Source organism: Flavisolibacter nicotianae (assembly GCF_003628535.1).
In the GTDB taxonomy this organism is placed as follows: Bacteria; Bacteroidota; Bacteroidia; order Chitinophagales; family Chitinophagaceae; genus Flavisolibacter; species Flavisolibacter nicotianae.
Genome location: NZ_RBCI01000007.1, coordinates 67,779 through 80,605 on the forward strand (window position 1 = coordinate 67,779; position 12,827 = coordinate 80,605).

Annotated in this window: 11 protein-coding genes; 5 read left to right on the plus strand and 6 right to left on the minus strand. The window is 48.8% G+C overall.

Annotation, left to right across the window (positions count from 1 at the left end; all coding sequences use genetic code 11):
* Nucleotides 1-19: 19 nt before the first annotated feature.
* Nucleotides 20-913, minus strand: coding sequence for an SRPBCC family protein (locus D6024_RS17770; RefSeq protein ID WP_121356103.1), 894 nt, complete (start codon nucleotides 911-913; stop codon nucleotides 20-22).
* A gap of 16 nt (nucleotides 914-929) precedes the next feature.
* Here D6024_RS17770 and D6024_RS26835 point away from each other — a divergent pair, with 16 nt between their 5' ends.
* Nucleotides 930-1,175 carry a hypothetical protein gene (locus D6024_RS26835; RefSeq protein WP_162944859.1) on the plus strand — a complete coding sequence of 82 codons (246 nt, stop codon included), beginning with the start codon at nucleotides 930-932 and terminating at the stop codon, nucleotides 1,173-1,175.
* A gap of 5 nt (nucleotides 1,176-1,180) precedes the next feature.
* Here D6024_RS26835 and D6024_RS17775 read toward each other — a convergent pair whose 3' ends face one another.
* From D6024_RS17775 to ahcY, 4 genes are all read right to left on the minus strand, one after another.
* The gene (locus tag D6024_RS17775; RefSeq protein ID WP_121356104.1) at nucleotides 1,181-1,864 is read right to left on the minus strand and encodes a hypothetical protein; all 684 of its coding nucleotides are present in this window, start codon (nucleotides 1,862-1,864) and stop codon (nucleotides 1,181-1,183) included.
* Between the two features lie 285 nt (nucleotides 1,865-2,149).
* Nucleotides 2,150-2,923, minus strand: a complete 774-nt coding sequence (locus tag D6024_RS17780; RefSeq protein WP_121356105.1) for a DUF72 domain-containing protein — start codon at nucleotides 2,921-2,923, stop codon at nucleotides 2,150-2,152.
* Nucleotides 2,924-3,127: 204 nt separating this feature from the next.
* Nucleotides 3,128-4,930 carry an ATP-dependent nuclease gene (locus D6024_RS17785; protein WP_121356106.1) on the minus strand — a complete coding sequence of 601 codons (1,803 nt, stop codon included), beginning with the start codon at nucleotides 4,928-4,930 and terminating at the stop codon, nucleotides 3,128-3,130.
* A 306-nt stretch (nucleotides 4,931-5,236) separates the two neighbouring features.
* Nucleotides 5,237-6,565, minus strand: coding sequence for an adenosylhomocysteinase (gene ahcY / locus D6024_RS17790; RefSeq protein WP_121356219.1), 1,329 nt, complete (start codon nucleotides 6,563-6,565; stop codon nucleotides 5,237-5,239).
* A 162-nt stretch (nucleotides 6,566-6,727) separates the two neighbouring features.
* Between ahcY and D6024_RS17795 the strand changes: the two genes are divergently transcribed.
* From D6024_RS17795 to D6024_RS17805, 3 genes are all read left to right on the plus strand, one after another.
* Nucleotides 6,728-7,216: an Lrp/AsnC family transcriptional regulator gene (locus D6024_RS17795; RefSeq protein WP_121356107.1), complete on the plus strand. Its 489-nt coding sequence runs from the start codon at nucleotides 6,728-6,730 to the stop codon at nucleotides 7,214-7,216.
* Between the two features lie 421 nt (nucleotides 7,217-7,637).
* Nucleotides 7,638-8,369 carry an SIMPL domain-containing protein gene (locus D6024_RS17800; RefSeq protein ID WP_121356108.1) on the plus strand — a complete coding sequence of 244 codons (732 nt, stop codon included), beginning with the start codon at nucleotides 7,638-7,640 and terminating at the stop codon, nucleotides 8,367-8,369.
* Nucleotides 8,370-8,451: 82 nt separating this feature from the next.
* Complete coding sequence (locus D6024_RS17805; protein WP_121356109.1) at nucleotides 8,452-8,661, plus strand: hypothetical protein; 210 nt, start codon at nucleotides 8,452-8,454, stop codon at nucleotides 8,659-8,661.
* A gap of 9 nt (nucleotides 8,662-8,670) precedes the next feature.
* Here the strand turns inward: D6024_RS17805 and D6024_RS17810 are convergent, their stop codons facing one another.
* The gene (locus tag D6024_RS17810; protein ID WP_121356110.1) at nucleotides 8,671-9,912 is read right to left on the minus strand and encodes a GNAT family N-acetyltransferase; all 1,242 of its coding nucleotides are present in this window, start codon (nucleotides 9,910-9,912) and stop codon (nucleotides 8,671-8,673) included.
* Nucleotides 9,913-9,988: 76 nt separating this feature from the next.
* Here D6024_RS17810 and D6024_RS17815 point away from each other — a divergent pair, with 76 nt between their 5' ends.
* Nucleotides 9,989-12,796, plus strand: a complete 2,808-nt coding sequence (locus D6024_RS17815; RefSeq protein ID WP_121356111.1) for a TolB-like translocation protein — start codon at nucleotides 9,989-9,991, stop codon at nucleotides 12,794-12,796.
* Nucleotides 12,797-12,827 lie beyond the last annotated feature (31 nt).

The window sequence follows — 12,827 nt, forward strand, 5'->3', positions numbered from 1 at the left end:
CCGTTCGTTTCAATGCGATTTACCCTGCGTGGCCTGCTTGCTCACAAATCGTTTTCAGCTTTTGAAGGGCTTTGGGCCAGGTCTGCTCAAAATAGGACTTGAATTGTTCATTGGAATCCAAATCGACTGATACCACCGTGCGGTTGCCTTCCTTCCGGAAGCTGTAGTTCTCCTGAGCACCCGCCCAGCCATCCACGGCAGGACCGACCGTGATCTCTTCTTCGCCATCCAGAATACCCAGGTGTTCAATCGAGACAAATTCGTTCGGGATGTTTTCCCTGATGCGGCTCACCATGCCTCCCTGCTTACCATCTTCGCTCACGCCGATGAAAAGGATCTTGGAGCCTTTCTCCCACGAGCCTTTGAAATAAGAGGTGGGACAGAATTCCGCTGTCCATTCCCTATAGCTCCTTTCGTCCAGCATGGTGGTATAAACGGTTGCAATGGGTGCATCGATGCTGATTTCGAAATGAAGGGTTTCCCTTTTCCCGCCGGTCTCCGCATAGTGCTTGAAGTTGTCGAGGATCGCCTGCCAGCCGGTGCGCTGCATCTCTTCCGGATGCGTGTTTTCCGCTTCAAAGCTTTCCTTGATGTGTGTCTTGTTGTCTTCCGGCGTAAAGACGATGCTGACGGTTCGTCCATCGGCGATGCGGTACGCAATTTCCTGGTTGGGCACCAACCGGGTGTATTCGCCGGTGAAGTCGAAGCCCATGGAGCCGTCCCGGGCTTCCATGCGGTAATTGAACCGTCCGCCTTCCCGCAGGTCGTTCTCCGCCCGGGGTGTGCACCAGTCGGCTGAAGCGTTGTTCCAGTTCACGATGTGTTCGGGTTGGGTCCACAAGGCCCAGGCAGTTTCGACCGGTGCATTCACGGTGGTGGAAACGGTGATGATTGTTTTTTCGGTTGCGATCATGGCTGCTGATTGAAGAATGAAGGATAGCTCGAAGATATTCAACCGGCCAGGAACAGGGGAGGTGTGGTTCCGACAAAAAGGGGAAGGTTTGCGGCGGGAGTGGGAGATTTACCTTTCCCGCTTTGTCTCCCTGCAACAGAAAAGCCGAAAAGAAGAAACTGCCTTGCGGGAACGCACCGGCGGCAGTTGTCGCCAGCCGATGCGAACCCGCAAAAAAATTGTTTCTGACCTTGCCATCCGCTGCGGGAAACGAACCGGGTAAGGAGATCATTTCATCGGCCGCGTGGCTGCCTTGCTGACTTCCGGCCCGTCGGGCAACAGGCGGCCGTTCTCCAGCTTCCGGATATGCATGGTGATGGCATTGCTTTGGTTGATAAAGGTCCAGTTCATGCCTTTGTATCCTTTCTGCAAGACGATACCCGGGCCGTCTACCAGCGGGATCCATTTCCCGGTGATGGTTTTGCGGTCAATGGTTTTCCAGGAGTAGGTGCCATTGGGCAGCACCCGCAGGGCTTCCTGGGCTGCCATGTAACTGTACTCGTTGCGCTCATACGCACCTTCGCGGCGTGTGTTCACGGCCATCATTTCGCCCAGTTTCCAATCGCCGGTGAAAAAGCCTGTCCACCAGTTATCCCGCTGGTTCCCGGCCACCTGGCTGAAATCTTTCCAGTCGGGCCAGTTCAGGCCACCGCCTTCCATCACTTTGTATTGTGTTTCGCCCGTTTCCGCGTTTTTAGCGCCGGGATTGTAAGGCTTGCCCACCTCCATGATGGTGCCGGGTTTCCACTTGCCGCCCCAATAAATAATGGAGTCGCCTTTTTGGTACGTCCCGAACGGCGCCCACTGGCCAACGCCTGAGGGAATGGTGGTTTCTTTTTGAGAATTCGATTTCAACGCAAAAAAGGAGAACAGGGCAACAGCCGGTACGGAAAGCAGGATTAGTTTTTTCATGCTGGTAAGATGGAGGAGCAAAATACAATATTTGGTACAAAGTCTTTATGGCAACACGGTTGGAGGAGGCTGTAAAACAAAGACAGGCCTGCGTTTGTGTCGATGACGTGTATTTTATTATTGCCAATCTTTCCCGATGCGTCTCCCGCAGCCATATAGCCGAAAAGAAGAAACGGCTCTGCGAGACGCATCGGTCGTAGCGGTCGTAATCCGATGCGTCCCCGCGAAAAAATTGTTTATGAAGTTAACATCTGCTGCGGGAGACACATCGGGAAAGGAAGACGGTTAAAAATCTTCCAGGTTCGTTTCCGCCAACTGTTGCGCTACCATCCTGTTCAAGGTTTCCAGGTTTCCGAACGCATCACCCGCGGTGTTGTTGAAATACGCATAAACTTCCCGGCCTTCCTTTATCAACGCAGCAATGCGCTTTGCACGGCCCGCTAAAAAATCCCGGTCATAACTGCCCCTGTAGTCTCCGTCCGGTCCGTGAAAACGCAGGTAAGCAAAATCATCGGCCACCGTCACGGGCGGCGTGGCCGACCGGGGCATGTCCTGCTCCACCATGCCGGCGCCAAAGCTTTGCAGCAGGCGGTAAACCGCGCTGGTGTACCACGATGGGTCACGGAATTCTACGGCAATGTGCCAGCCCTTTGCATCGCTGTGCAGGCTTTCCAAAATCCCTTCCAGCTCTTCCTGCTGTTCGCTCTTTACCGACGGCGGCAACTGGACCAACAGGCACCCCCTTTTATCGCCTGCCTGTGCGACCGTCTCCGCGAAGACTTCAAGGTCTTCCCCGTTAAATTGCAGGCCTTTTGCATGCGTGACCGTTTTGGGTACTTTAAACGTGAATTTAAAATGAGCCGGTACAGTTTCCCGCCATTTTTCCACCGTTGCCGGCCTGGGCACCTTGTAAAAGGAGGAATTGACCTCCAGCGAAGAAAAAAGCGAAGCGTAGTAGGTTAGCCTGCTGGCACCTTTGAATGCGGGAGGGAACTCTGATTGCCTGATGGGCAAGACGATGTTGCTGGTGCCGGAATAAAAAGAGAGACTGCTTTTCATGCCTGGAAAGGTGCAAAATGTTTGCCTTTCGCGAAACCGTTTGAACGCCTCACAGCATTGCCGTTCGATGCTTCAGAAAATGGTAGGCCTTCGTTACAAATGAAGGCAAGCAGTTCTATAGCTTATATTTTTACTACTGTTTTAAGTGTGGTTTTATTACACTACGGACAGCCAGGGGTTATTTAACAACAGCTTTAAGCAATACTATTTTAACTTCATATGAATAAATTTTATTACGCTATCAAAATTATTTTTTGTCATTGTTTCTAACTGGACACTTTTGTTATTTATAAGTAATTCTTGTATCGAACGGTTAAATTGTGTTTTATTAAACTTCATTGTCGCAGGATAACTTTCTTTTTGAATTCTCATTAGATCTTGTGGCGCAAATAAAGTTTCCATTTCGAATTTATCCCAAGAAGAATTAATGTCATTTAATAAAAAGATTTTATTTTCTACAGATACTCCAAAATTTTCAATGTAGCGTTTTTTTTGTTTGTTCCCCTCTGCATCAGCATCAAGTAAAATTATAAATTTTGTATTCCATGCTAAATAGAGGCTAATTAAATTATCCATGCTATTTGAGCTTGTGCATGGCATAAGGTTTAGCTTGCGTTTTTTAAAAATAATATCATTGAGATAATGTAATGTGTAATAGTCATTTTTTCCCTCTAAAATTGCAACAGTTGGTGTTACTTCTAAGTTACTAGGTGCATAGTCAAGAACATCAAGTATTGGTTGAAAGTAATTAGTTTGTGACGGAAACTTGCTCGCAAAATCTCTATATTTCAAAATTGTAACTTTAGTCATTTTTGAATTATAATTCTCTTCATCATTATTATAAGTAAGTCCCTCGTTCTTTACAACATATGTATTTTCTAACCATTTTGCATTTATAAGGTGATGTGAATGTGTGGTGAAAATTACTTTAGGTAGTTTTTCAAATGATTTAAGTAATTCAGTTTGTGCAGTTGAGTGCAAGTTTGAGGCAGGTTCATCAAAAAGAAATAACGAATTTCTTTGTTTTTTTCTAAAAGATCGGAATTGTGTAAGAAGTAAAAAAACAAAAAACCACCTAAAGCCAAGTGATCTTTCACTCACCAAATATTTTCCGTCTGCATCTTTGATAAGGAGTTCTAAATACACTTTTTTTTCATCGTCTATATCACTAATAAATACGATTTGTTTTTTTGAAAATTTTCTATTGAATATTTTATCCCAAGCTTTGAATACAGTGTCAGTAACTTTATCACTCATTTTATCAAGCACACTGTCTAAGTGCTTTTTATCGTTTTTATCATTAGACTTTGCCCGTGCTACAATATGAGTATCTACATCTAAATCATTGTCAAGTGCATTTAAAATATCTTGAATAATACCTTTATAAAACTCATGTTTTTTATTTTCAATAGCTACGCTTTCTAAATATATCTTATCGGGAAAGTCAAATAAAAAATTGGGGAAATATAAAATACTTGGCATTCTTTCCTTTATAAGTTTATTTAACTTTAATGCTTCCTCAGGAGGAAGTGAAGTGATTTTCGTGCCATTTTTCTTTTTCCCGATAATTCCGTGTGACCATTGAAGTTTATTGTTTTTGCTTACGTGTTTAGAATTTTCAAATGGGTATCTTTGAGTAAATGTGATTTTTTTTATTGGTGCTGTTATAATGAAATTACATAAATCGTAAGCTGCTTTTTTCATTTCTTCCTCATCTTCTCTATCCAACAAAATTCCAGCCTCTATAATAATTTCTTCATTGAAGTTATCTCTTTTGCTTATTGGAATTAAATCGTGTATGTCTTCAATTAAATACCTTTTTATGTCAAGCGGAGTAAGGTTTTCATTCTTGTATGTGAAATAGTTAATTGCCTCAAGAATTGTTGTTTTTCCACTTTCGTTTAAACCGACGAATGTGTAGACATTTGAATGTGGATTATTTTCCAGTTCTAATTTTAATTCATCAATGCCTTTAAAATTCTTGAAATAGAAGTATCCGAATCTCATAATAGTTAGTTTGAGGTTATCTTTTTTTAATGAAATTGTGAGTAAGAAAATAAATTAAAAAGTAAGAAAGATAATGCTTAATAATCTTTTTAGTAAAATTGGAATTTGGTAATTAAACATCATATGTTCCTTTTTCATCCAATCTAATAAGTTATCTAACTGTGAATTATGTTTTAGTTATTTGAAATTAATTTGCACTCAGAAAACATTGTAAATATTTATACTATAAAAGAAGAATTTCAATAGAGCAAATTAAAAAGCCCCGCAACTGCGGGGCTCTTCTATATTCAAAAACACATATACATTTTAATAACGGTAAGCCTCAGGCTTAAACGGACCTTCCTTGCTGATACCGAGGTACTCAGCCTGTGCGTCGGTCAGTTCATCCAGCTCCACGCCAATTTTTGAAAGGTGCAGGCGGGCAACTTTCTCATCCAGGTGCTTCGGCAGTACATAAACCTTGTTCTCATACTGGGCGCCGTTGGTCCACAGCTCGATCTGGGCCAGCGTCTGGTTGGAGAATGAGTTAGACATTACAAACGAAGGGTGACCGGTAGCACAACCCAGGTTCACCAGGCGGCCTTCGGCCAGCAGGATAATGTCCTTGCCTTCCACGTTGTAAATGTCCACCTGCGGCTTCACGGTATCTTTCGTGTGGCCGTAGTTGTTGTTCAGCCAGGCAACGTCGATCTCGATATCGAAGTGGCCGATGTTGCAAACGATGGCCTTGTCCTTCATGCTGCGGAAATGCTTTTCCGTGATCAGGTCGCGGCAACCGGAAGCGGTCACGACGATGTCGGCTTCTTTCACGGCGTCGGCCATTTTCTTTACTTCAAAACCGTCCATCGCTGCCTGCAGGGCGCAGATCGGGTCGATCTCGGTCACGATCACACGGCAACCGGCACCGGCCAGGGAAGCAGCGGAACCTTTGCCCACGTCGCCATAGCCACCTACAACAGCCACTTTACCGGCCAGCATCACATCGGTGGCACGGCGGATGGCATCCACCAGCGATTCTTTACAACCGTATTTGTTGTCGAATTTGGATTTGGTAACAGAGTCGTTCACGTTGATGGCAGGAACCGGCAGGGTGCCTTTGGCCATTCTCTCGTACAGGCGGTGAACCCCGGTCGTGGTTTCTTCGGAAATACCTTTTACATGTTGCACCAGCTCGGGGTATTTGTCCAGCACTATGTTGGTGAGGTCACCACCGTCGTCCAAGATCATGTTCAGCGGGCGGTCGGCGCCACCAAAGAACAGGGTTTGCTCGATACACCAGTCGGCTTCTTCGATGGTCTGGCCTTTCCAGGCAAACACGCCGATACCGGCAGCGGCGATGGCAGCGGCAGCCTGGTCCTGCGTAGAGAAGATGTTGCAGGAGCTCCATTTTACTTCGGCACCCAGGGCCACCAGCGTTTCAATCAAAACGGCGGTCTGGATGGTCATGTGCAGGCAACCGGCAATGCGGGCACCTTTCAGCGGCTGGCTGGCCGCGTATTCCTGGCGGATCGCCATCAGGCCGGGCATTTCGGCTTCGGCCAAACGAATTTCTTTGCGGCCCCACTCGGCAAGGCTCATGTCTTTCACCTTATACTTCAGGCTGAAGTCGATGTTTGTTTTTGTGAGAGTTGACATATTTGAGATTTGAAGTTTTTTGTTGGAAAGCCTTGCCACAAAAAGACAGCAAAACTTTCCGCTGCAAAGGTAAGGAGGGAGAAAATTTTCCTGCAAGCTTCTGATCATTTGGGAAATCAGCGACCGAAAAAGCTATTTTGCAGGAAAATTTCCTTTTCACCGATGGCAAAAGCGCCCCAAAAAGAAGAAACGCCTGCACTCGACAGGATCGACCTCGAAATCCTCAAGTTGCTCCAGCAAAATGCCCGGGCCACCATCAAGGAAATCGCTGCGGGAGTGCACCTCAGCACCACGCCGGTACACGAGCGGATCAAGCGCATGGAGGAGAGTGGCGTGATCAGGCAATACGTGACCTTGCTGAATGCCTCCAAAGTAGGCAAGGGGCTGATGGTGATCTGCTATGTATCGCTGCGGCAGCACAGCCGGCACGCCGGCGACAAGTTTATCAAGAGCATCCTTGAAATGAACGAAGTGCTGGAATGCCTCACGATCTCCGGCGAGTTTGATTTCCTGCTAAAAGTGGTGGCCGCGAACATGGATGAATACTACCATTTTCACGTGAACAAGCTGAGTGCCATCGAGAACGTGGGCAACGTGCAAAGCGTGTTCGTGATGGGCGTGATCAAGCAAACGCACCAGTTGGTGTTTTGAGGAAGCGGCAAAGGTTGGCGGCATGCTATAAACGGTAAGCCGCAAGCGATAAGCTACAGGCCGCAAGCTGGTACAGGAAAGTACTGTAAGAAGATTGTCCGCTAAAAGAACGCCCCGTACTGTCATCCCGGGGTACGGGGGTCTTTGCTTTTGCCGGGACGACGGCTGTGAAATGTTGCGCTGTCTGCCACCTTTTCCAAGAGCAGGAAACATCGATTGCTGCGCAGCCATTGCTGACGAAGGAAGCATCCCAATGACAAGGAAGAGACAGTTCTGTTTCAGCAAGGTTGTTCAGCATAGCTGAAAGAATCAAAAACACAAAATTGCATTGGTTTCTCCTGCAAAGTATTCAACTGCATTTAACAAACAGGGCTATGTCTTCCACCTCCGCTGAATTAAATTAGAGCCAAATTTCACCGCCATGCGCCTCTACATGGGCCACCTCATTATCGCCGTCGCCATCATTCTTGCGGTTTTTCTCGCTGCCGCCACGGTAAAATACAAGTTCAAATCAGCCGAAACCATTACCGTGACCGGGCTGGCCGAAAAAGACTTTGTGGCCGACCAGATCGTCTGGACAGGCAATTTTGTGCGCAACGGTTTCGACCTGAAAACCGCCTATGAAGAAGTGAAACGTGATGAAGGCGAGATCAAACGCTATCTCAACACGGCCGGCATTGCGGACACCAATATTGTTTTTTCTTCCGTAAACATGAACCGCAATTACGAGCAGAAATACGATCCCAATGGACGGGTGATCGGTTCCACCTTTACCGGTTACAACCTGAGCGAAAGCGTAACAGTCGCCTCCCGCAACCTCGACGTGGTGGAAAAAATGTCGCGGCAGATCACGAACCTTTTGCAGAAAGGCATTGAACTCAATTCGTCCGCACCGAGCTATTATTATTCCCGCCTCAATGAACTGAAAATCGACCTGCTGGCAAAAGCTTCGGCCGACGCAAAGGCCAGGGCCGAGAGCATTGCTAAAAATTCGGGTGCTTTGCTGGGCGACCTGCGCAAGGCCAACATGGGCGTCTTCCAGATCACGGGCAAGAACGCCAACGAAGACTACAGCTATGGCGGGGCTTTCAACACCACGTCGAAGGAAAAAACCGCGTCCATCACGCTCAAGGTCGACTACCAGGTTCGCTGACAATTCCGGTTTCGGTTGATGGAATGGATTGACGTGGGCAGTCCGGCATTGTTTGTGCACCCCATCTTACAAGCGTCGGACCATGAGGGTTTACCTGCTTTTTTTCTTCACCTATACTTTGCTGCAGCTACTGTTTGCCAGTTGCTATTTCGTGCTGGTGCAGCACGTCGATTTGACTCTCGTAATGGGGACCGGGATTTATATTCTGGGCATGTACCGCGGTTACCTTGGCTACCGGCACTGCCGCTACCAGAAAAAACGCCGGCAACTGCTCGACAGCCTGCCCTCGTAAATCAGCCGTTCAGGAAAGCCTCACTGTTTCGCCGGTCGTGTGGTCCTGCGAGTTTTCGATGGTTACGTGGATGGATTTTTCCATCACAAAATCATCCATGACATAGCCGCTGCCAATGTCGATCTTTTCTTCACTGCAAACAGCGAAGCCGAGTCGTTCATAAAAGCTTCTCGCTTTGTTGTGCCGGTTGACATTCAGCCGCAGGATAGTGGCGCCGCCTTCGATGGCCAATGCAATGACCTGGTCTACCAGGAAGCGGCCGGTGCCGCGGCCCTGCTGGTTGGGCAGCACATAAATCTTTTGGAGTTTGCATACCGGGGGTTCGACCAGGCTATACGACGCAAAGCCTACCGGGATCCCCGCATTGTAAACAATAAGATAGGAGTGGCCGCTCGCCATTTGCCTGCGAATGGCTTCTTCGCTGTAGATCAGCCGCATCATGTAGATGATCTGTGAACGGGAAAGTATCGATTCATAGGTCAGTGGCCACACCTGGTTGGCCAGTGTGCGGATCAGCGGAATGTCGTCGGTTGTTGCCGTGCGGATGGTGCAAACGGGCTTTTCCACGTAGAGGAAACGGGAGATGCGCCTGTGCTGTTTGATCAGCCTGGCGGCAAAAATATAGGCCACGATATCAGTGGTGAGGGCGCCGACGATCAGCAATGCCTTGGTCGTACCGTCATCTACCTTCTGGCTTACAAAAAGACAACTGTCGTACAGGCCGTGGAAAAATGTTGCCGTTACTAAACCGGTTAACAGCAGTCCAAAGCGGTTGCGGTAATCGAATTTCGACTTGCCGAAAAAATAACCCATGATCACGCCATAGGCGGCGTGGCCCGGCACACTTAGGAACATACGGGCAATGGCCACGCTGATCCCGTGTTCGTATACATAAAGAAGGTTTTCGAGAGTGGCAAAACCAAGGCCGACCATCACGCCATGCACAATCCCATCGAGCGGCTCGTCGAAGCTGCGCCGGTTGAACGCGTAATAGCGCAACGGGACGAACTTGACAAATTCTTCCACCAGCGCCACACCGAAAAACACGTAAAGCACCGTCCCCTGCACGGTTTCTTCCAGGCCAAAATAACCGGCCCCGATTTCCAAGGCCATGGCCGGCATGGTTGCCAGCACGCCATATAAAAAGGAGCCAAAGAGCACTGTGGCCGGTTCGCGGTCGAATTTGTCGCGGTAAAGAATAAAGAGAACAATGGCAAGAGTTGGTGCCAGCGCCAGGGCAAGAGCGATCATGGTCAGTTGTTGGTTTAAGCGATGAAGATAATTTTACTTTGCGAGGCGGAATGGTTTTTTAAATTCTTTTTCACACATGATGAATCGAACGGTTTTGGCCCTGGCAATGCTTTTTTGTTATGGAAGGCTGGCGGCCCAGCAATTCGGCGCTTTCCCGCCGTCTACCCACTGGCAACAGGTGAATACCGATACGGCCCGCATTCTTTTTACGCCAAAAGTGACGCCAGAGGCGCAGCGCATCGCGGCCATCATTCACCGCATGACGCGGCAAAACAGCAACCCGCTTGGCAGCGAGGTACGAAAGATCAACATCCTGTTGCACCCGAATACCACCCTTGCCAACGGCTACGTGGCGCTGGCTCCATTCCGCAGCGAATACTACCTCCTGCCGGGTTCCAATATTTTTGAATTTGGCACAACGCCCTGGAGCGAAGAACTGGCCGTGCACGAGTTTCGGCACGTGCAGCAATACAGCAATTTCAACAAGGGTTTATCGAAGGCGGCCCACGTCGTTTTCGGCCAGCAGGGACAGGCACTTTTCAATGCGATGGCCATTCCCGATTGGTTTTTTGAAGGCGATGCCGTGCACAGCGAAACCGCACTCACGGCGCAGGGACGGGGAAGGGCGCCCTGGTTTTACAACGGCTTCAAGGCGCTCTGGCACGAACAACGCAATTATAGCTGGATGAAGCTGCGCAACGGTTCGCTCAAAGACTTTGTGCCCAACCATTACAACCTTGGCTACCTTCTAACCAACTACGGTTACCTGCAATACGGTGCCGGTTTCTGGGGCAGGGTCACCGATGATGCGGCCCGGTTCCGTGGACTGTTTTACCCCTTTCAGAAGGCGGTGCAAAAGGCATCGGGCAAACCGTTCAAAACCTTCCGCGAAGAAGCCCTTGCCTATTACCAGCACGACGTCAGCACGCGGCGTGACCAGGTGCAAAAACGCGAGACCGTAGCCGACTATTTATTCCCGCAAATGATCGGCGTGGATTCGGTTCTTTACGTAAAAACGGCCTACGACCGCATTCCTGCTTTTTACCTGAAAGACCGGCAGGGCGAACACCGAATCCGGCAACGCAACATCACCAATGAAGACTGGCTCAGTTACCGCAACGGGATCATTGCCTACACGGCTTACGCGGTTCACCCGCGCTGGGGCCTGACGGATTACAGCGACATTTACCTGCTGGATATCCACACCCGGGAAGAAAAAAAGCTGACCAGCAAGGGCCGTTATTTTACACCCGATCTTGGTCCTGATAACGAAACGATCATCGCGGTTGCCTATACGGATTCGGCCGACAATGAACTGCGGCTGCTGAACAGGGAAGGAGCGGTGTTGAAAACGATACGTCCGGCGAAAAAAGGAGAGTTGTTTGTGCACCCGCGTTTCGTGACCTCGCAATCGATCGTCGTTGCCGTACGGCACGCGGATGCGACGATGTCACTGCAAAGGCTTTCCCTCAATGACGAATCAAAAACAGGTAAGGCAGAAACCCTGGTTGCGCCTTCTTCTGCAACACTGGGTTATCCCTTTGTTGCCGGGTCAAAACTTTATTTTGTCTCGTCGGCTTCGGGCAACGACGAGATTTATTCCATCAACCTGGACGATCGCCTGCCGGCAGCGGGCCTGCAGCAACTGACCTCGGATATTACCGGGAATTATTTTCCTTCGGTCTTTAATGACAGTTTGTGGTATTCCCATTTTACGAGCAACGGCTTTCGCATCGGGCACCGCCCGCTGTCGAAAATGGAGCCGGGTGTCGTTCCGATGCAGGAGTGGCGTCGCCGGGTACAGCCTTATAAGATTGCCGGTGATTCTGCTGTTTCCAACCTTTTGGAGACGGCCGGCACGGGGGCCTATCCAGTCAAGCCCTACCCGAAGACGACGGGGCTTTTTAATTTCCACAGCCGGCAGGTGAATTACACGGACCCGGAGGTGACGGCGAGCATTTTCAGCGATAATATTTTGAACACCTTCACCAACGAAATCTTTTACCGGTACAACCAGAACGAATCGTCGCATGCTGTTGGCTTCCGTTCGTTTTACGGCGGCTTTTTCCCGGTGCTGCAGGCCGGGCTAACCTATACCACGAACCGGAACTTAAAGACAACCTCCGGAACGTTTACGCTTGATCAAAAAGAAGCGCAGGTGGGCTATTCGATCCCCCTCAATTTTACACGCGGCAAAACGTTCAAGTACCTGTCTTTCGGAACCAACTACGTGTACAACGAAACAACACCGACCGGTGACAACAAGTCGCAGATCAGGGGTGTCAGGTCGAGCTATCTTTCCCATTCGGTCAGTTGGACGCAGCAGTTGCCACGGGCCGTTCAGCAGATCTTTCCAAAATTTGGCTACACGTTGAACTTCTCGCACCGGCATTTGCTGGGCGGGAACGGTTTTCAATTCCTGGGTGGCACAAGGGTCTACCTTCCTTCCATCCGAAACCACAGCATCGTTGTTGCCGCCAACTGGCAGGAGACGGATACGAGCAACGTGGTTTTTTCGAACCGCTTTGCTAATTCACGCGGCTATAACGACTATTTTTTCTCCCGCATGTGGCGGATAACCGGTAATTACCACATGCCGCTTTTTTATCCCGACTGGGGTTTTGGGAACATTCTTTATTTCCTGCGGGTACGGAGCAATGTTTTTTACGATTACACGCGGGTTTATTCACGCACCAAAAGTATAACCCGGGAACAACGGAGTGTCGGGGGTGAAATCTATTTCGATACCAAATGGTGGAATGCACTGCCTGTTAGTTTAGGCTTCCGGGTTTCTCATTTGCTGGACAACGATTTCTCCGGTTCGCGGCCGGCGGGCAGGACGATTTTCGAATTTGTTGTACCGGTTGACCTGATTCCGCGGTAAGCAGAAAAGATTTCATTTTCGCAAAATCATA